Origin of the sequence: Mesorhizobium loti R88b (assembly GCF_013170845.1) — a bacterium.
Taxonomy (GTDB): domain Bacteria; phylum Pseudomonadota; class Alphaproteobacteria; order Rhizobiales; family Rhizobiaceae; genus Mesorhizobium; species Mesorhizobium loti_B.
This window is the reverse complement of the sequence record NZ_CP033367.1, coordinates 3,023,456-3,040,792: the sequence shown is the minus strand read 5'-3', so window position 1 is coordinate 3,040,792 and position 17,337 is coordinate 3,023,456. Positions and strand designations below refer to the sequence as shown.

Annotated in this window: 20 protein-coding genes; 9 read left to right on the top strand and 11 right to left on the bottom strand. The window is 64.2% G+C overall.

Features of this window, described 5'->3' with window-relative positions; translation table 11 throughout:
• Nucleotides 1-8 precede the first annotated feature (8 nt).
• Both EB235_RS14800 and EB235_RS14795 read right to left on the bottom strand, forming a co-directional pair.
• Nucleotides 9-758 carry a sulfite exporter TauE/SafE family protein gene (locus EB235_RS14800; protein WP_027030254.1) on the bottom strand — a complete coding sequence of 250 codons (750 nt, stop codon included), beginning with the start codon at nt 756-758 and terminating at the stop codon, nt 9-11.
• A 15-nt stretch (nt 759-773) separates the two neighbouring features.
• Nucleotides 774-998: a hypothetical protein gene (locus tag EB235_RS14795; protein ID WP_027030255.1), complete on the bottom strand. Its 225-nt coding sequence runs from the start codon at nt 996-998 to the stop codon at nt 774-776.
• A 116-nt stretch (nt 999-1,114) separates the two neighbouring features.
• On the opposite strand from EB235_RS14795, the gene EB235_RS14790 reads away from it, so the two are divergent.
• Nucleotides 1,115-1,990: a LysR substrate-binding domain-containing protein gene (locus EB235_RS14790; protein ID WP_027030256.1), complete on the top strand. Its 876-nt coding sequence runs from the start codon at nt 1,115-1,117 to the stop codon at nt 1,988-1,990.
• Nucleotides 1,991-2,039: 49 nt separating this feature from the next.
• Here EB235_RS14790 and EB235_RS14785 read toward each other — a convergent pair whose 3' ends face one another.
• The gene (locus EB235_RS14785; protein ID WP_027030257.1) at nt 2,040-2,951 is read right to left on the bottom strand and encodes an AraC family transcriptional regulator; all 912 of its coding nucleotides are present in this window, start codon (nt 2,949-2,951) and stop codon (nt 2,040-2,042) included.
• A gap of 93 nt (nt 2,952-3,044) precedes the next feature.
• Here EB235_RS14785 and EB235_RS14780 point away from each other — a divergent pair, with 93 nt between their 5' ends.
• From EB235_RS14780 to EB235_RS14750, 7 genes are all read left to right on the top strand, one after another.
• Nucleotides 3,045-3,782: an SDR family oxidoreductase gene (locus tag EB235_RS14780; protein ID WP_027030258.1), complete on the top strand. Its 738-nt coding sequence runs from the start codon at nt 3,045-3,047 to the stop codon at nt 3,780-3,782.
• 107 nt (nt 3,783-3,889) lie between these two features.
• Complete coding sequence (locus EB235_RS14775; protein WP_027030259.1) at nt 3,890-4,396, top strand: Lrp/AsnC family transcriptional regulator; 507 nt, start codon at nt 3,890-3,892, stop codon at nt 4,394-4,396.
• On the top strand, nt 4,393-5,553 hold the full coding sequence (locus EB235_RS14770; protein ID WP_027030260.1) for a saccharopine dehydrogenase family protein: 1,161 nt from the start codon (nt 4,393-4,395) through the stop codon (nt 5,551-5,553). Before EB235_RS14775 ends, EB235_RS14770 begins: the two co-directional genes overlap by 4 nt.
• Before the next feature lie 104 nt (nt 5,554-5,657).
• Nucleotides 5,658-6,446, top strand: a complete 789-nt coding sequence (locus tag EB235_RS14765) for an ABC transporter substrate-binding protein (RefSeq protein WP_027030261.1) — start codon at nt 5,658-5,660, stop codon at nt 6,444-6,446.
• 106 nt (nt 6,447-6,552) lie between these two features.
• Nucleotides 6,553-7,224: an amino acid ABC transporter permease gene (locus EB235_RS14760; RefSeq protein WP_027030262.1), complete on the top strand. Its 672-nt coding sequence runs from the start codon at nt 6,553-6,555 to the stop codon at nt 7,222-7,224.
• Nucleotides 7,221-7,895 carry an amino acid ABC transporter permease gene (locus EB235_RS14755; protein ID WP_027030263.1) on the top strand — a complete coding sequence of 225 codons (675 nt, stop codon included), beginning with the start codon at nt 7,221-7,223 and terminating at the stop codon, nt 7,893-7,895. Before EB235_RS14760 ends, EB235_RS14755 begins: the two co-directional genes overlap by 4 nt.
• Nucleotides 7,896-7,921: 26 nt before the next feature.
• Complete coding sequence (locus tag EB235_RS14750) at nt 7,922-8,665, top strand: amino acid ABC transporter ATP-binding protein (RefSeq protein WP_080680789.1); 744 nt, start codon at nt 7,922-7,924, stop codon at nt 8,663-8,665.
• Between the two features lie 54 nt (nt 8,666-8,719).
• Here the strand turns inward: EB235_RS14750 and EB235_RS34575 are convergent, their stop codons facing one another.
• From EB235_RS34575 to EB235_RS14735, 3 genes are all read right to left on the bottom strand, one after another.
• Nucleotides 8,720-9,256 carry a DUF6314 family protein gene (locus tag EB235_RS34575; RefSeq protein WP_208603624.1) on the bottom strand — a complete coding sequence of 179 codons (537 nt, stop codon included), beginning with the start codon at nt 9,254-9,256 and terminating at the stop codon, nt 8,720-8,722.
• A gap of 89 nt (nt 9,257-9,345) precedes the next feature.
• Nucleotides 9,346-11,292, bottom strand: a complete 1,947-nt coding sequence (locus tag EB235_RS14740; protein WP_167334860.1) for a tetratricopeptide repeat protein — start codon at nt 11,290-11,292, stop codon at nt 9,346-9,348.
• A gap of 88 nt (nt 11,293-11,380) precedes the next feature.
• Nucleotides 11,381-11,530: a hypothetical protein gene (locus EB235_RS14735; protein ID WP_167334861.1), complete on the bottom strand. Its 150-nt coding sequence runs from the start codon at nt 11,528-11,530 to the stop codon at nt 11,381-11,383.
• Between EB235_RS14735 and EB235_RS14730 the strand changes: the two genes are divergently transcribed.
• The gene (locus EB235_RS14730; protein ID WP_027030265.1) at nt 11,529-12,086 is read left to right on the top strand and encodes a YbjN domain-containing protein; all 558 of its coding nucleotides are present in this window, start codon (nt 11,529-11,531) and stop codon (nt 12,084-12,086) included. The genes EB235_RS14735 and EB235_RS14730 overlap by 2 nt on opposite strands.
• A gap of 22 nt (nt 12,087-12,108) precedes the next feature.
• On the opposite strand, the gene EB235_RS14725 is transcribed toward EB235_RS14730, so the two are convergent.
• The 5 genes from EB235_RS14725 to EB235_RS14705 all read right to left on the bottom strand — a co-directional run bounded on the left by EB235_RS14725 (nt 12,109) and on the right by EB235_RS14705 (nt 17,315).
• Complete coding sequence (locus EB235_RS14725; protein ID WP_027030266.1) at nt 12,109-12,888, bottom strand: ABC transporter ATP-binding protein; 780 nt, start codon at nt 12,886-12,888, stop codon at nt 12,109-12,111.
• Between the two features lie 10 nt (nt 12,889-12,898).
• Complete coding sequence (locus EB235_RS14720; RefSeq protein ID WP_027030267.1) at nt 12,899-13,936, bottom strand: FecCD family ABC transporter permease; 1,038 nt, start codon at nt 13,934-13,936, stop codon at nt 12,899-12,901.
• Nucleotides 13,937-13,939: 3 nt separating this feature from the next.
• On the bottom strand, nt 13,940-14,989 hold the full coding sequence (locus EB235_RS14715) for an ABC transporter substrate-binding protein (protein WP_027030268.1): 1,050 nt from the start codon (nt 14,987-14,989) through the stop codon (nt 13,940-13,942).
• 254 nt (nt 14,990-15,243) lie between these two features.
• Nucleotides 15,244-16,008, bottom strand: a complete 765-nt coding sequence (locus EB235_RS14710; protein WP_027030269.1) for a substrate-binding domain-containing protein — start codon at nt 16,006-16,008, stop codon at nt 15,244-15,246.
• 191 nt (nt 16,009-16,199) lie between these two features.
• Nucleotides 16,200-17,315 carry an alkene reductase gene (locus tag EB235_RS14705; protein WP_027030270.1) on the bottom strand — a complete coding sequence of 372 codons (1,116 nt, stop codon included), beginning with the start codon at nt 17,313-17,315 and terminating at the stop codon, nt 16,200-16,202.
• Between the last annotated feature and the right edge of the window lie 22 nt (nt 17,316-17,337).

Genomic DNA, 17,337 nt, shown 5'->3' with positions numbered 1-17,337 from the left:
GGACAACCTCACCAAAGCGCCTCCAGCGCGACATACACCCCCAGCGCCAGCAAGCCGACAAAGAACACTTTGCGAAACGTCTCGACGCTCATCTTCTGGCGCAGCGCCTGTCCGATGAACATGCCGGCCAGCGCCGGCATGAGGACTGCTGCCGACCCCGCCAGCTGCGTCGTCGGCGATGCGAGCGCGCCTGTCCTGAACAGGCCGATAGCAAGGGCTGCCGTCGAGACGGTGAAGGACAGGCCGAGCGCCTGGATCAGATCCTCCTTCTCCAGCCGCAGCGATTGCAGGTAGGGCACCGCCGGGATGACGAAGACGCCGGTGGCGCCGGTGACCAGCCCGGTCGCCACGCCGACCAGTGGTGAGGCCCACGCTTCGTGGCGCGCCGGCGTGGTGAAGCCGAGTTTTAGCAGGCCGAGAACGGCATAAAGCACAAGTGCCGCGCCGAGCCCTGCCGAGGCCGCGCCCGCATGTGCGCCGCTGAGCACCCCTGCCCCGGCGATGGTGCCCAGTATGATGCCGGCCATCATCGTCCACAGCCGCTTGATGAGACCCCGAAAAGAGGGGCCGGTGACCAATTGCCAGAGGTTGATGACGAGCGACGGGATCAGCAGCAAAGCGGCCGCCTGCGCCGGCGGCATCGTCACCGCCAGCAATCCCATCGCGACCGTCGGCAGCCCCATGCCGACGACGCCCTTGACCAGGCCGGCGGCGAGGAAGACGGCACCGATCCAGGCAATCACGCCCACGCTCAGCACGACCGCACCACGGAATCAATCATGCAACAGCATGTCCGTCGCCTCGGTGTCCGGGCTCGGTTTTGCCGGCGCGGCATCGCGGCTGACCGAAGCCGCCGTCATCGCACATCCCCGGGGGCCGGGCTGCGCCTGCGCTAGGGCAAGCGAGGCAACGGCCACCGCCAGCACGATCGCCATGCTCTCAAGAATGCCGAGCCCTTGCCTGCCTGGTTTCTTCCGGCCTGATGTCTTGTCGTTCATCGCACATCTCCATTGCAAATGATTGACTGGCATATGAGCCGCGCACAATGTGGAAGTTGCGCTGCCAGCCTTCGGCCAGGACGAAGGCTGAAGCCGCATGCTTTGAGGGAACGAAAATGCGCTTCGATCTCACCGATCTCCGGCTGTTCCTGCTGGTGGCCGAGCGCGGCAGCATCACCCATGGCGCGGAACTTGCCGGACTGGCGCTGGCCTCGGCGAGCGCTCGCATCAAGGGCATGGAGGAGAGGCTCGGCGCGCCGCTTTTGGAGCGCCGCCGTCGTGGCGTGATGCCGACGGCCGCCGGCCAGGCGCTGCTGCACCATGCCCGCGCCGTGCAGAACCAGATCGAGGCGATGGCCGGCGACCTTGGTGCCTATGCCGGCGGCCTGCGCGCCCGCGTGCGCCTGATGGCCAACACCGCCGCCACGGCCGAGCTGCTGCGCGACATCCTGCCGGCCTTCCTGGTGGCGCATCCCGGCATCGACATCGATCTGGACGAACGCCCCAGCCACGAAATCGCCGAAGCGGTGGCCAGCGGTGCGGCCGATCTCGGCATTGCCGCCACCTGGGCCGGCCTTTCGCATCTCGAGCAAAGACCGTTCTTCATTGACCGGCTGGTGGTGATCACCGCGCGCGACTGGCCGGGGCTCGCCGGCCTGCATGCCGTCAGCCTCACTGATATCCTGAACGAATCCTTCGTTGGCCTCAGCCTCGGCCATGCCCTGCAGGAGCACATCACCCGCCAGGCCGCGCGGCTCGGCGGCCATCTCCACATCCGCATCCGCGTGCCCGGCCTCGACAATGTCTGCCGGCTGGTCGCGCAAGGTGCGGGCATCGCCATCGTGCCGGAAAGTGCCGCGCTCCGCTCGGCCCGCCGGCTTCGCAGCCTGCGCCTCAGCGACGACTGGGCGACGCGCCAGCTCAACCTGTGCGCCCGCGGCTTCGACGAGCTGACGCCGCAGGCCAAACTGCTCGCCGCTGCGCTGGCCTGAACCCGGCAGCCGAGGACGAGCAGCGGGCGGCCGAACTACAGCTCGACGTCTACTCCGCGTTTTCGGCCTGCCGGAGCCGCCTCGGGGAACACCCGAACACGCGCTTGAATGCATTGCCGAAAGCACTTTCGGAGGCGTAGCCGAGCGATTGCGCCAGACTGCCAACCGAAGCCCCGGATCGACGCATGGCGTCCCGTGCTCGATGCATCCGCCAACGCGTCAAATAGTCGAGCGGTGCCATGCCGACGAGTTCCTTGAAATGACGCGCAAAGCTGGAGCGTGACATGCCGATGGACGTGGCAAGTTCCTTGACCGTCCAGCCATGACCGGGATCATTGTGGATCAGGCTGAGGGCAGCGCCGATGCGTCGGTCGGTCAACGCGCCGACCCAGCCCATGCTGCTTGTGCCTTGCCTGGCGACGTAAGCCCGCAACGTCTGCACGAGCAGGATGTCGCCCATGCGACGTGTCATCAAGGTCGAGCCCATCGACGCCGCATCGAGTTCCTCGTCGAGGACCGCCAGCGAGCCGCGCAGGATCGTCGCTGCCCGATCGCTTCCCGGGATGTGCATGAATCTGGGAAGGGCATCGAGCAGGAGCTGCGCATTGCCGCCTTCGAACACGAAGCTTCCCGCGACCAGCGCCGTTTCATCGCCACCGTGCCGGGCGACATTCGAATGCTCCCAGTCGAAGGACGAGATCCCGTCTTCGGGCTCCAGGGAAAGATCATTGGCGATCACATAGGCGGGGGCGTTGGCCAGCAGAAAGGTATCGCCGGGGCCAAGTGCAAAGGGCCGCTCGTCCGGCAAAGTGATCCAGCATTGACCACGAAGAACGGCCGCGAACTTCAACGCGGGCTTTGCAGGAAAACGGAACGACCATCGCCCGCCAGCTTCGAGACGCGTGCAACGCGCGCTCGCGATATCGAGGAGCGAAAGCACATCGGATAAGGGATCGATCATGGCAGGATTGGACGATTGCGACGAAACGCTAGAGCTTTGGCCATGGATAATCCACCAGCTTTTCACGACATTAGATCGTGAAAGGAGACAATCATGTCTGGAATAAAGGGAAAAGTCATCGCCATCACGGGTGCCAGCAGCGGCATCGGGCAGGCAACGGCGCTCTTGCTGGCCGAACGAGGAGCGAGCGTTGTGCTCGGAGCTAGGCGTGCCGATCGTCTTGACGCGCTCGTCGGCACCATCGTGAGCGCGGGCGGTGAGGCAGCCTGCCTCGCCATGGACGTGAAGAACCGCGAGGACCTCACAAAGCTTGTTGCTCTTGCCTGCGACAGGTTCGGCAAGATCGATGTCCTGATCAACAATGCTGGTGTTGGCCCGAACTCCCTGCTCGATGAACTGCGCGTCGAGGATTGGGAAGAGATGATCGACATCAACATAAAGGGACCGCTCTACGGCATCGCAGCCGCTTTGCCGGTGTTTCGCCGCCAAGGCTTCGGCCACTTCGTCAACATTCTCTCGACTGCGGGGCCGATCATCAAGCCGACAATGGCGGTCTATGCGGGAACAAAGAATGCGGTTCGGGCGATCGCCGAAGGCTTGCGACTGGAAGCCGGCCCCAAGTTGCGCGTGACGAACATATCTCCGGGCTTCGTCCAGACGAATTTCGCGGACTCGATGACCAATCCGGAGATCAAGGCGGAGATCGAAAAACGCATGGGCGAAATCGCCATTACCCCCGATGCGATCAGCCGCGCCATCGCCTTCGCGATCGAGCAACCGGCCGAGGTCGATGTGAGCGAGATCGTCATTCGACCCACTGCACAGGCTTGATTGCGGCTCGCAACAGAGCGCTTGCTGTTTCGAAAGGTTTCCCGTAATCTGCTTTCATATAAGAAAGAAATTACACGATATTTTTCTCATTTGTGAAAGCATGAGCCTTGCGGGAACATCTCGATCAGACGGACCGGCGGCTGGTGAAGCTGCTGTCCCAGGACGCGCAACTTGGCGTTAATCGGCTTGCGGAGAAGATGGCGATATCGGTGCCGACGGTGCGCTCACGGCTGCGCAATCTGATCGACCGCAACCTGCTGAAAATCGTCGGGCTGCTGAACCTGACCGAGCGCCCCGAGCTGATCTCGGCCATCGTCGGCATCAATGCCCAGGGACGCGGCCAGGCCCGTCAATTGGCTGAGCGCATCGCCGAACTGCCCTTCGTCAACTCGGCTTCGGTGGTCACCGGGCGCTTCGACATCATCGTCGACGTGACGGTGGCCGGCGATGTCGCCGACCTCTACCGCATCACCAGCGAACTGATCCCCGGCGCCGGCATACCGGGTGAAGTCGTGCGCAGCGAAACCTTCGTTGTCATGGCGTCCTGCAACAAATGGGTCAGCCTGCCGGAAGGCTGCTGGTCGGAAGATGCTCCCCGCAAGGAGCCGGCATGAAGATCGCGGTTCTCGGCGGCCTTGGCTTGCAAGGCCGGGCCGCTATCGCCGATCTCGTCACCAGTGGCGTCGAGGAGGTGGTCTGCGTCGACACGGCGCCTGATGGCGCGGCCCGGCTCGGCGGCCTGACCGATCTTTCCCGCGTGCGTTTCGTTGTGCCTGAAGGCGCGATCGGCCCGGCGCTCGCCGATGTGCTGACGGATGCCGACGCCGTCATCGATTTGTTGCCACAGCCATTGATGCGCGAGGCGGTCCAGTCCGCGATCGCGACGCGCACGCCGCTGGTCACCACCAATTACGGCAAGGCCATCGCCGACCTGGCACAGGCTGCCGAACAGGCCGGCGTGTCCATCATGACCGAATGCGGGCTCGATCCCGGCATCGACCTCGTGCTCTACGCCCGCGCCGCCCGCCAGTTCGACACGATCTCATCAATCGATTCCTATTGCGGCGGTATCCCCGAGCCGAAGGCGATGGCCAAGCCCCTGTGCTACAAGGTGAGCTGGAACTTCGACATGGTGCTGGTCAGCCAGAACCGCGACAGCGTCATGATCGAGGACGGCGAACGCGTCGCCATACCGGCCGCCCGCCAGCACGACAGCCATTTCATCCACGAGATCGAGGTCGCTGGCCTGGGCCAGCTTGAAGCCTTCCCCAATGGCGATGCGCTGCACTATGTCGAGATGCTTCCCGCCGCCAAGGGACTGCGCCGCTCCGGCCGCTACACGCTGCGCTGGCCGGGATGGTCGGCCTTCTGGGCGCCACTGAAGGAGCTTGGCTTCCTGTCCGAGGACAAGGTGCCCGGCACCTCGAGCAGCCCGCGCGAATTCCTCGGCCGGCTGCTCGGCCCGCAACTGCAATATGGCCCCGGCGAGAAGGATCTGTGCGTGATGCGCAATGTCTTTTCCGGCCTCGAAGGCGGCCGCGTCAAGACAGTGACTTCCGATCTGATCATCGAGCGCGACCTGGCGTCCGGCCTGTTCGGCATGAGCCTCGGCGTCGGCTATCCCGCCAGCATCGTGGCGCAGATGCTCGCACGCGGCGACATCAGCAAGCCCGGCCTGCTCAACCCGCTGCTCGACGTGCCAGACGAACCCTTCTTCGAGGCGCTGGCCAAGCGCGGCATCAAGGTCACCGAGACGGTGGCCTGGGACTGAGGATTTTCGAACGGTGGCCGCCGCCGGCAAACGGCGCTGCCGCTCAAAAAAGCGCCCAAGGAAATCCGCGGGCAGACAACAATGACAACTGGGAGGAATACCAAATGAAGATTGCCAGACTTTTTATCGCCGGACTTGCGCTCGCGGGCTTGACCGCCGCTGCCAACGCCGGAACGCTGGACGAGATCACCAAGCGCGGCGAACTCCGCGTTGCGGTGCAGACCCAAGGACCGCCTTTCTCGCTGGTCGGCGCCAATGGCGAACGCACCGGCAGTTCGGTTGAGCTGGCCGAACTGATGGCCAAGGAAATGGGTGTGAAAATCACCTTCCTCGACTTCGACTGGGACGGCCTTATCCCCGCGCTCTTGTCGGGCAAGGCCGACCTGCTGGTCGCCGACATGACGCCGACGCTGGCGCGCGGCATGAAGGTCGCCTTCACCACGCCCTACATGTACACGGGCAGCACCGTCTTCACCAAGGCCGACAGCAAGTTCAAGACCACCGAGGACTGCAAGGCCAAGGGCACCAAGATCGCCGTGCTTTTGGGCGCCACCGGCGAGAAGGAAGCCAAGGCCGCCTTCCCCGATGCCGACATCAAGAGCTACAAGGGCGGCGGCCCGCTGCTGCTCGACGCCGTCAACAACGGCCAGGCCGATTGCGGCGTCAACGACGTCTCGGCAGTCAAGGGCCAGTCGACCGCCTATCCCGCCGGCAGCTTCACCATCATGCCGGACCTCTTGTCGAAGGAGCCGCTTGCCTTCGCCACCCGCTATGACGAGCCGGACCTGCTGGTCTGGATGAACCTGTTCCTCAACCAGGTCACCATCGATGGCCGCCTGCAGAAGAACCTCGACTACTGGGTGAATTCCGACGCCTGGAAGAAGGACCACTAAGCAGCGATAGAACCCAGGTGGCTTCGTGCGCGTCTTCAGCGCCGCGAAGCCGCTTGGACCCTCGCTTCGTCCGTCGCTTCCCGCACTCTGGGGACTTCACGCAACGATGCTCGAAAATTTCAGTTTCCGCACCATCGTCGAATACCTGCCGCTGTTTGGGCAGGGCCTGGTGACGACGGTCTGGCTTTCTGCGCTGTCCTTCATCGGTGCGCTCGTCGTCGGCATTGTGCTCTGCGCCATGAACCTGCAGCGCGGCTGGCTGTTTCGCGCGCCGGCCAAGGCCTATATCGATGCCGTGCGCGCCACGCCTTTGCTGGCGCAGCTCTATTTCCTCTATTTCGGCCTGCCCCGGCTCGGCTTCGTGCTGCCCGAACTGGTCGTCGGCATCATCGCGCTGTCGCTGAACAGCGGCGCCTATATCGCTGAGATCATTCGCGCCGGCATCCTGTCGATCCCGCGCGGCCAGGTCGAAGCCAGCGTTGCTTCGGGCATGACCTATGTCCAGCGCATGCGCCTGGTCGTCCTGCCACAAGCCTTCAAGGTGACGATCCCGCCGCTGCTCGGCCAGGCGATCGTGCTGGTCAAGGATTCCGCGCTGCTGTCGCTGATCTCGGTCGCCGAGCTGACGCGCGCCGGCCAGTTGCTCGCCTCCGACCGCTTCATGCCGGCCGAAGGCTTTCTCACCATCGCCGCCTTCTATCTGCTGCTCTACTATTGCCTCAAAGGACTGGCCGCTCTCTCCAGCCGCTGGCTCGGCACAGCGGGGGCACGGACATGATCTGGCACCAATTCCTCAGCCTCGCCGGCTCCTATCCCCTCGCCCTGCGCGGCCTCGGCATGACCGTGGTGCTGTCGCTGATCAGCCTGGTGCTTGGCACCCTGCTCGGCTTCGGCCTCGGCATCCTGCGCACCGGCGGCAACCGGCTGATCTCGGGCGTCATCGGCGCCTGGGTCGACTTGATCCGGGGAACCCCGTTCCTGGTGCAGATCTTCCTGATCTTCTTCATCCTGCCCGAGTTCGGCATCGAGCTCGACGCCTTCACCGCCGGCATCATCGCGCTGACCAACCTTGCCGCCTGCTTCATCTGCGAGATCGTCGCCGCCGGCATCCGTTCGGTGCCGACAGGCCAGGTCGAGGCAGCGCTTGCGTCCGGCCTGTCGCGCTGGCAGCGCATGCGCCAGGTGGTGCTGCCGCAGGCGATGCGCATCGTGCTGCCGCCGCTGGTCGGGCAGTATGTGCTGCTGATCAAGGATTCCTCGGTCGTCTCGGCGATTGGGCTGACCGACCTCACCCGCGTCGGCTGGCTGGTGGTGCAGCGCGTGCCCAACGGCTTGCTGGTCTTCTTCCTCGTTGGCGTCGGCTACTTCATCGTCTGCTATCCCCTGATCATGCTGGCCCGCCGGCTCGAACGCCGCATGGGCGCGGCGCATGGCGAGGTGCAGTTGTGACATCGAACCCCAAAGGCCCAACCGATATGACCAAAACGGGCATGATCGACTTTCGCGGCGTCAACAAATGGTTCGGCGCGCTGAACGTGCTGAAGGACATCACGCTCAGCGTCGAGCCGCGCGAAGTGGTTGTCGTCTGCGGCCCGAGCGGCTCCGGCAAGAGCACGCTGATCCGCTGCGTCAACGGCCTGGAAACGATCAAGGACGGCGATCTCGTCGTCGACGGCCAGCGTGTTGGCGACCCCGCCACCAACATGACCCGGCTGCGCACCGAGATCGGCTTCGTCTTCCAGTCGTTCAACCTCTACCCGCACAAGACCGCGCTCGAGAACGTCACGCTCGCCCCCATCCATGTCCGCAAGATCCCACGCGCCGAGGCCGAAAAGGCCGGCCGCGAATTGCTGGCCAAGGTCGGCCTTGCCGACAAGGTCAATGCCTATCCGGCACAGCTCTCCGGCGGCCAGCAGCAGCGCGTGGCGATCGCGCGCTGCCTCGGCATGCGGCCGAAAATCATGCTGTTCGACGAGCCGACCTCCGCCCTCGATCCCGAAATGATTTCCGAAGTGCTCGACGTCATGGTGGCGGTCGCCGAGGAAGGCATGACCATGATGGTGGTGACGCATGAGATGGGCTTTGCCCGCAAGGTCGCCCAGCGCGTGGTATTCATGGACGCCGGCGCCATCGTCGAAAGCGGCACGCCCGACGAGTTCTTCTCACATCCGAAGACCGACCGCAGCCGGGCGTTTCTGAGCAAGATTCTCAGGCATTGAAGCCAGCGACTTTGGGTTTTCCCTCCGGCGCCATCGGATCGATATTAGTGGCGCTCACCTGGCATGCTTGGTCCTCATCTTGCTCAGGAATGCAGTGCTGTCAAAAGCAATGGGTGCCCCAGAGTCTTCGCCGGCAATGAGAGCGTTCTCCAACGCGCGGACTTCGACCTCATGCCCTAAGCGCAAGCGAGAAGATGTATCCCGCAGTCGGTAAAACCGGCCAAGGCTCGTATAATTCTTGCGCGGGCCTTTGACCCGCCACGCCTCGGCCCACTCGTCCGGCCCGCGAAAGAAGAAGCGCCCGACATAGAGATCGGCGCCGCAGAGATGGTGGACGGTCTGTGCTGCCTTCGGCCCAAGCGCGATGAAGCCGCGGCCGTCGGCATGCAGGATGCACATCGAACCCTCGCCCGGCTCGAGCCGGTAGCGCCGGCTTGCCGGCATTTCTTGGGAGCCTATCCGCATGAGGCCATGCTCGCTGAAGGCATCAGCCGTGACCACGGCGTCGCCGGCGAACCGGTAGGTCGCGCCGGTCAGGAAATCGATCATGGTGCGGCGAACTTTCCAGTCGCCAACAAGGCTGTCTGTCATTGTCTCACCGGCCTGGCCGACGGGGCCATGCGTGTTTCCTCGGCCAGATGCCGCAGCGCGGTGCGTGTCCATGAAACGATCAAGCGCTCTCACGGCGCCTTGCCCATAACGTGCAGCGCGTTGGTCGCAGCGGTGTACTCGATGAAATCATGGGGACAGCCGCTCAGGGCCAACCGGTAGAGCCGTAAGGCCTCCTCGTCGTGGTGCTGCAGCCGCTGGAACTCGGCGATGTAGAAATTCGCCTCGCAGACCTGCTCGCTTTTCTTCGTCGCGTCCGGATTGTCGGCGGCCAGCAGCGTGGCCTCGGGCGTCTGCTGGCCGAGCAGCAGACGAACCACCGCCGCCGGCCATTTGGTCATGTCGAGCTTGGCGTCCGCGAGGATGCTGGGCTGCCCGTTGCGGCGCCGCGCAAGGTCGAGCCAGATCGCATGGTAGGAATCCCCGGGCTTGATCCCGGCCGCTTGCTCGAAGTCGGCCTGCGCCTTGGCGGGCGGCCCGAAATAGAAGCTGACAATGCCCCGATCCCGGTAGACGTTCGCATTTTTCGGGCTGATGCGGATCGCTTCATCATAATCGGCCAGGGCGCCAGCATAATCGGCCTTGTAGACCATAGCCAGGCCGCGCGTGTCGTAGGCGCGAGCGCTTTTGGGTCCGATGCGGTTTGCCTGGTCCAGATCGGCGATGGCCTTCGCATAGTCCGCCTTGTAGATCCAGCTGCGGCCCCTCCCGACATAGGCGCCGGCATCCTCAGGGTCGCGACTGATCGCCTCGTCGAAGTCGGCGATAGCGTAGTCGAACTGGCCCTTCCGGTTCCAGGCATTGCCTCGGTTCCGGTAGGCACTGACAAATCCGGCGTCGGTCAGGATCGCCATATTGTAATCGGCGATGGCAAGGTCGTACTGGTTCTTGTCCATCCGCACGAGCCCCCTGGCGTTGTAGGCCTGAGCGTGTCTGGGGTCGATGGTCACGGACTGGTCGAAGGCCGATATGGCGCGATCAAGGTCGCCCTTGTCCCACCACGCCGAGCCTAGATTGTCGTAAGCCAGCACATAGTTCGGATCGAAGGCGATTGCCTTGACGTAGTCGACGATGGCGCGGTCGGTCTCATGTTTCAGCGTCCAAATCCAGCCACGGCCATTGTAGGCCACCGCGTCACTCGGAGCGACGGCGATCGCCTGATCATAGTCCGCTATAGCTCGGTCGTATTCCAGTTTACGCCGCCAGATGTCGGCACGGTCGCGGAAGGTCCCGGCATCGCTGGGGTCGAGCTTGATCGCCTCGTCGTAGTCTGCAAGCGCGCGATCGATGTCGCCTCGCTTGACCCAGGCGTCGGCGCGCCAGCGATAGGCATCGACATGCCTGGCATCGAGGCTGATCGCCTGGCTGTAGTCTGCTATGGCGCGTTCAAGATTGCCCTTGGAGGTCCAGGCCAGCCCGAGGTTGAAATACTGATCGGGGTTCTCGGGATCGAGAAAGACCGCCTGGCTGTAGCTGGTGATGGCACTGTCATAGTCGCCCCTGCGCAGATACGCATTGCCAAGAAGGTTGTAGACATCGCTGGTTTGCGGTTCGAGGCTGATCGCCTTGCTGAAATCGGCGATCGCGCGGTCCTCGTCGCGTTTCTGGCTGTGCCAGATCAGGCCCCGGTTGGCATAGGCAAGGGCAAATTGTGGATTGAGCTCTATCGCCCTGCTGTAGTCGGCGATCGCCCGGTCATAGTCCTTCTTGTGGCTCCAGGTCAGGCCACGGTTGTTGAGGGCATCGGCGTCCTTGGGATCGAGCCCGATTGCCTTGTCGTAGTCCGACAGGGCGCGGTCGTATTCGCCGGCTGCGTCCAACGCGTTGCCGCGATCGAAATAGGCAATGGCCTGGTCAGCCGGCGACGTCGCTTTGTCCTGCAGAACATTGGTGCAGGCGACGATCCGGGTGGGCGGGGTAAGCTTGTCGTTGGCGCAATCATCCAGGCGGCTGTCGGCCGCCATGGCGGGGGCGCCGAGCGCCAGCAGGATGGCGAGACCGGCGAGACCGCGTCGCACGGCTGCATTCGACCGCAGAAATCCTTGAAGCATCATGTCAGCCGAATCTGCATCACAATTGTTAGTTGTTGGCCTTATGCCAATGTGATCAGACAAATTCTTGATCGCCGCAAGTCGGCACGGCAAAGAAATCATCCATGACGATCGGGGCCACGAGACCGCGCACACGCTGACGTGCGTTGACACGCAAGAAGTCCTGCTGTTGATTTTTCGTGGGTTCACTTTGGGGGTTGGACATGGCGCGCTTTGCTCGTGTGCTTGCTTTCGCTTTCCCGTTGGTTCTGACCGGCGCGGCATGCGCCTTGGCGCAGAACAATGCGCCACCTGCCACCAACACGCCCGCCGCCAACGCACCCGCCACTGCCAGTGCGCCTGCCGCGCCCACCTCGGACCTGCTGGCAACTGTAACCCTCGACGATGTCAGGGACGCCGTGCTGAACGGTGGCTATCGCGCGCAGGTCAAGCAGGACACCAATGGCGACTACATCGCCAGCGCCTCGGGCGGCCAGAATTTCTTCATCAGCCTTGGCGGATGCGACGACAAGAAAGTCTGCAAGTCGATCCTGTTCGAAACTGGCGGCTGGACGCCGAAGACGCCGCTGACCGTGGACGCGCTCGACAAGTTCCATTCCGACAATGCCGGCTGGGTCGGCGTCGTGAAATATTCCGACGGCAAATACTATGGCGATTACCGGGTCTCGATCGTCGGCGGCGTGACGAAGGCCTGGCTGCAATACAATGTAGAAGCCTTCGCCACGACCGCGGAGGATTTCGCCGCCTTCATGCAGAAATGACCGGCCTCTCCGACCGGCTGATCTAGCCCGCTTCCACCTCCGCCACACAGGCGACGTGGCTGCCCGAACGGATCAACCGGATCGGCACGTCATAGGCGCGGGACAGCACTGCCTCGATGAGGATCTCTTCCGTCGGCCCGAGCACCGGCGGATGTTGCGGCGACATCACCAGCGTGCGGTCGGCCAGCGCATAGGCGTGGTCGGGGGCATGCGTGGTGAAGATCACGGCAAGGCCTGATGCCGCAAGCCGCCGCATCAGCGCCAGGAAGCGGGCCTGGTTAGCGAAGTCGAGATGCGCGGTCGGCTCATCGAGGATCATCAGCTTGGGCGCCTGCACCAGCACGCGCGCGATCTGCACCAGCTGGCGCTCGCCGCCGCTGATCTCTGAATAGGCAGCATCGATGAGATGGGGAATGCCGAGCGTCGTCAGCGCGTCGCGCGTCATCCGCGACGCCTCGTCGCCCGGCGCGTCGAACAGGCCGAGATGCGGCGCCCGTCCCATCTCGACCACGGTGCGCACCGAGAAGGCGAACACCGTCTCATAGCTCTGCGGCACCAGCGCCAGCAGCCGCGCGATCGCAGCGCGTGGCAGCGAGGCGATCGGCTGGCCTTCCAGTTGCACCGAGCCGGCGCTCGGCACTGAGAGCCCGGCAAGACAGCGCAGCAGCGTCGACTTGCCGACGCCGTTCGGGCCGAGCACGCAGACCACCTCGCCAGCCGCGATATCGAGGCTGATGCCGGAAAAAACCGGACTGGCGCGGCCGGGATAGGAGAAGCCGAGATTGTCGGCGGCCAGGATCATGGCAGGCCCATCATGCCCAGCCCAGCCTGCCGCGCCCGAGCAGCAGCATGAACACCGGCGCGCCGATCAGCGCAGTGAGGATGCCGAGCGGCACTTCGGCCGCCGTCACCGTGCGCGCGACATCGTCGATAACAAGGAGATAGCAGGCGCCCAGCGACAAGGTCGCCGGCAGCAGGCGGCGGAAATCCGGCCCGACCAGGATGCGGGCGAAATGCGGAATGACCAGCCCGACCCAGCCGACAATGCCGCTGATCGACACGGCCGAGGCGGCGATCAGCGTCGACAGCAGGATCATCACCAGCCGCAGCCGGCCGACCTCGACGCCCATGATGCGCGCCTGCTCGTCGCCCATCGCCAGCACATTCAGCCGCCAGCGCAAGGCGAGCAGGCCGGCGACACAGGGAATGGTGACGACCAGCACCGGCACGAGGTCTGCCGTCGATACGGACGACAGCGAGCCGAGCAGCCAGAACTCGATGACCGGCAGTTTGGAATTGGGGTCGGCGACGTATTTGAGCAACGACAACAGCGCCGTGAACAGCGAGCCGACGATGATGCCGCCCAGTACCAGCGCAATGGTCGAGTTCAGCCGGAAGAAGCGGTTCATGGCAAAGCACATCGCCACCGCCAGCAGCCCGAAGGCAAAGGCACAGGCCTGCGTCGCATAGCGCTCGCCGAAGAGCAGGATCGCCACCGCCGCACCAAAGCCGGCGCCGGCCGAGACGCCCAGCGTGAAGGGCGACACCAGCGGGTTGCGGAACACGCCCTGATAGCAGGCGCCGGCAATCGCCAGCCCGCCGCCGACGGTCATGGCCGCAATGACGCGCGGCAGCCGCACATCGAGCACCACGGAGCCGACGACTGGCGGCCAGTCCTGCGCGATCGGCAGGAATTGCGCTGCGATCACCTTGATGACGGTGAGTGGCTCGACGGGATAGCGGCCGAGGAGGAAGGACAAAAGGAACAGGATGATGGGGAGCGCGATGAGCAGGATGGTTGCGAGGCTGCGGGTGGGCCTCCGCTGAGCGGCGGGCGCTAGCGACGCCACGGGCTAGTTCGGCCCGCTATAAGCCTGCCCGTAAAACTGCTGATAATACGCATCCGCCTGCTTCTGCATATCGATGTCGGCGAAGCGCTCGGGATAGAGCTTCTTGGCCATCCACAATTCACCCAGCGCCAGGGCCTCCGGCAGCGGATAGCCCCATGGCTTCACATATTCGGGCGTGATGTAGAGGCGCTTGTTCTCGACCGCGTCGACATGCTGCCAGGCCGCACCCTTCCTGATCTCGTCGGCCACCGGCGCATAACGGTCCTGCACGAAGATCACTTGCGGGTTCCAGGCCAGCACATCCTCCATCGACACCTTCGTGGCGCCGCGCACGCCGGAAGCGACATTGACGCCGCCGGAGCGTTTCATGATGACGCCGGTGTATTTGCCCGAACCGTAGGTGTTCATGTCGGGATTGGCCATGTAGAGCTTCACCCGCTCGGCGTCGGGGATCGAGGCGACGCGCTCCTCCACTTGCTTGCGCTGGGCAAAGGCATAGTCGATCAGCTGGTCCGCCCGCTCGCGCTTGCCGACGATGTCGCCGATCAGCCGCACACCGATCTTCAGGCCTTCCGCATAGGCGACGTCGTCATCGGCGAAGGTCGGGTTGAGTTTTGGCGCCTCGACGCCCTCGCCCTTCGACAGCGAGATCGCCACCACCGGTAGCCCGGCCTGCGACAGCTGCGCGATCATCGCCGGCGGCGCGTAATTGGTGACGAAGACGACATCCGGCTTCAGCTTCAGCACCTCCTCGACATTGGCGGTCGAGAGATCCCCCGGCATCGGCAGGCTGGTGAGCTGCGGTGCGTATTTGTCGAGGCCCGGAATAAGCTTTGGCCAGGTGCGCAGCACGCCGACGATTTTGTCGGCTGCGCCGAGCTCGACCAGTACGTCGAGCGTCTGATGCTGCAACACGACGATGCGTTCGACCTTGTCGGGCACGGTCACCGTGCGATTGAGCTGGTCGGTGATCGTGCGCGCCATCGCCGGCGCGAGCGCCATGAGCAAGGATAGCAAGGCAAGGGCCAGCACGCAGCCGCGACGCAGATTCATAGGGGACCTCCCGAGGGGCATTCGATGTGTTTGCATGCATATAGCGTAGGGCTGCATGCGGCAAGTTCATCTCGGCAGGTCGGCGCCCGCCTTCCTTCTCCCCTTGTGGAGAAGGTGGATCGGCGCGATAGCGCCGAGACGGTTGAGGGGTGTTCCAGCGAAGTGAGACGTTGGCGTTCCCTGGAACACCCCTCATCCGACCTCGCTTCGCGAGGCCACCTTCTCCCACAGGGGAGAAGGAAGACAGGCCGCCCTCACCCACCCTGCGGCAGCGCCACCGTCAAAAACCCAAAGTCCCGCAAAATCCCCTGCCCGACCGACGACAGGATAAACAGCGCCAGCGCCTGTCCCGCCGGCGAGCATCCCTCCAGCGTCGCCAGCCCATACTCCGGCACGACGTTCACCGCCGTCGGGATTTCCACGATATCGACACCCTCGGTCTCCTGCGCCAGCCCTTTGAGGCCGGTGCGATAACCCAGGAAGACATGGGCGGTGCCGGTGGCAAGTGCCGACGCGATCGGGTCGTAGCGACCCGGAATGTTTGATGTTTCCGAGCCACCGACCAGCATCTGCGCCTTGGCGTCGAGCAGCGCGAAGCTGCCGGGCCTGATCTGGTCGATGCGGCGGAAGATCGCCCAGGCATAGTCGCCGGACGGATCTTTCAGCGGTGTCGAGGTGGCGATTCCAATCGCCGGATCGAGCAGCCTGTCGACGAAGTTATTCGTGGTGAAGCCGGCATCGCGGCGCACGACCGCCGCCATCGTGTTGCGGGCGAAGACCACCGCCGGCCGCGCCAGCTTGAGCTCGGCAAGGCGGGCCGGATGGGCAAAGCTCGCCGAGAGGAAAATGTCGGGCCGTTCGCCGGCCTCGATGCGTTCGCGCAACAGGCCGGCGGGGCCAAGCCGTGTCTCGGCCGTCACACCTGAAATCGCCTGGAAAGCCGAGACCAGCGACGGCAGCACATGACGCAGGCTGCCGGCCGCATAGATCATGACCACGGCTTTTTTCGCTGGCGCCATTCTTGAACCTCTGCCTTATCCAGGCAGACGTTATATCAATCGGAAAATAGCGTTGCCTTGCATCGCGTCTGTACGTCGTCTCGGCCGAATGTTCAATCGGGCCGCCGATCGGCGCGACAGCCGTCCGGCTCCCTATGGGGAGCCGGCTGCTCTTCTGTGTGGGCAGGCGAATGCCTGTCCCAGTGGGCGGCTCAGGCTGCCGTGGGGTAATCCGTATAGCCCTTGGCCTTGCCGCCATAGAACGTCGCCGTGTCCGGAGCGTTCAGCTCGACATTCTGCTTCAGCCGGCTGACGAGATCGGGATTGGCGATGAACAGTTTGCCGAAGGCGACAAGGTCGGCATAGCCGTCGCCGACAGCCTTTTCGGCCAGCTCTTTGTTGTAGCCATTGTTCACCAGCCACGCGCCTTGCCCGCCTGCCTTGCGATAGGTGGCCTTGAGTTCAGCATAGTCGAACGGCTTGTCGCCTTGCTGGAAGTCACGCGCGCCGCCGGTCGCGCCTTCGACGACATGGATGAAGGCCAGGCCGCGGCTGCCAAGGCCCGCCACCACATGGTTGAACAACGGCTGCGGTTCGGCATCCGAAGTGTCGTTGGCGGGCGTCACCGGCGACAGCCTGATCCCGGTCTTGCCGGCGCCGATCGCAGCGGTGACCGCGTCGACCACCTCGAACAACAGGCGGGTCCGGTTCTCGATGGAGCCGCCATAATTGTCGGTGCGGTGGTTGGTGCCCGAGCGCAGGAACTGGTCGATGAGATAGCCATTGGCGCCATGGATCTCGACGCCGTCGAAACCCGCCACCTCGATCGCAGCCTTGGCGGCGCGGCGATAATCATCGACGATGCCGGGGATTTCGGCCGTTTCGAGTGCCCGCGGCTCGGAGGTCTCGGCGAACTCGCCGCTGCCATCCGGCTTGACGAGGAAAGTCTTGGATTTTGCCCTGATCGCGGACGGCGCCACCGGCTTGCCGCCTCCTGGCTGCAAACTGTCGTGCGAGATGCGTCCGACATGCCAGAGCTGGACCACGATCTTGCCGCCGGCCTTGTGAACGGCGTCGGTGACGCGCTTCCAGCCGGCAAGCTGATCCGCGCCGTAGAGGCCGGGCACATCGGCATAGCCCTGGCCCTGATGGCTGATGGCGGTGGCCTCGGTCACGATCAGCCCGGCCGTGGCGCGCTGGCTGTAATAGGTGACAGCGAGGTCGCCGGGCACCGCATTGGGCGAGCGGTTGCGCGTCAGCGGCGCCATGACGATGCGGTTCGCCAGCGCCAGGTCACCGGCCCGCAAGGGATCAAAGAGTGTAGCCATTAGAAATGCCTTTCATGCATTT

Excerpts from the sequence above, each read along its gene's own strand:
- EB235_RS14795 (WP_027030255.1), bottom strand. The coding sequence starts at position 998 with ATGAACGACAAGACATCAGGCCGGAAGAAACCAGGCAGGCAAGGGCTC.
- EB235_RS14790 (WP_027030256.1), top strand. The coding sequence starts at position 1,115 with ATGCGCTTCGATCTCACCGATCTCCGGCTGTTCCTGCTGGTGGCCGAG.
- EB235_RS14785 (WP_027030257.1), bottom strand. The coding sequence starts at position 2,951 with ATGATCGATCCCTTATCCGATGTGCTTTCGCTCCTCGATATCGCGAGC.
- EB235_RS14780 (WP_027030258.1), top strand. The coding sequence starts at position 3,045 with ATGTCTGGAATAAAGGGAAAAGTCATCGCCATCACGGGTGCCAGCAGC.
- EB235_RS14770 (WP_027030260.1), top strand. The coding sequence starts at position 4,393 with ATGAAGATCGCGGTTCTCGGCGGCCTTGGCTTGCAAGGCCGGGCCGCT.
- EB235_RS14765 (WP_027030261.1), top strand. The coding sequence starts at position 5,658 with ATGAAGATTGCCAGACTTTTTATCGCCGGACTTGCGCTCGCGGGCTTG.
- EB235_RS14760 (WP_027030262.1), top strand. The coding sequence starts at position 6,553 with ATGCTCGAAAATTTCAGTTTCCGCACCATCGTCGAATACCTGCCGCTG.
- EB235_RS14755 (WP_027030263.1), top strand. The coding sequence starts at position 7,221 with ATGATCTGGCACCAATTCCTCAGCCTCGCCGGCTCCTATCCCCTCGCC.
- EB235_RS14750 (WP_080680789.1), top strand. The coding sequence starts at position 7,922 with ATGACCAAAACGGGCATGATCGACTTTCGCGGCGTCAACAAATGGTTC.
- EB235_RS34575 (WP_208603624.1), bottom strand. The coding sequence starts at position 9,256 with ATGACAGACAGCCTTGTTGGCGACTGGAAAGTTCGCCGCACCATGATC.
- EB235_RS14730 (WP_027030265.1), top strand. The coding sequence starts at position 11,529 with ATGGCGCGCTTTGCTCGTGTGCTTGCTTTCGCTTTCCCGTTGGTTCTG.
- EB235_RS14735 (WP_167334861.1), bottom strand. The coding sequence starts at position 11,530 with ATGTCCAACCCCCAAAGTGAACCCACGAAAAATCAACAGCAGGACTTC.
- EB235_RS14725 (WP_027030266.1), bottom strand. The coding sequence starts at position 12,888 with ATGATCCTGGCCGCCGACAATCTCGGCTTCTCCTATCCCGGCCGCGCC.
- EB235_RS14715 (WP_027030268.1), bottom strand. The coding sequence starts at position 14,989 with ATGAATCTGCGTCGCGGCTGCGTGCTGGCCCTTGCCTTGCTATCCTTG.
- EB235_RS14710 (WP_027030269.1), bottom strand. The coding sequence starts at position 16,008 with ATGGCGCCAGCGAAAAAAGCCGTGGTCATGATCTATGCGGCCGGCAGC.
- EB235_RS14705 (WP_027030270.1), bottom strand. The coding sequence starts at position 17,315 with ATGGCTACACTCTTTGATCCCTTGCGGGCCGGTGACCTGGCGCTGGCG.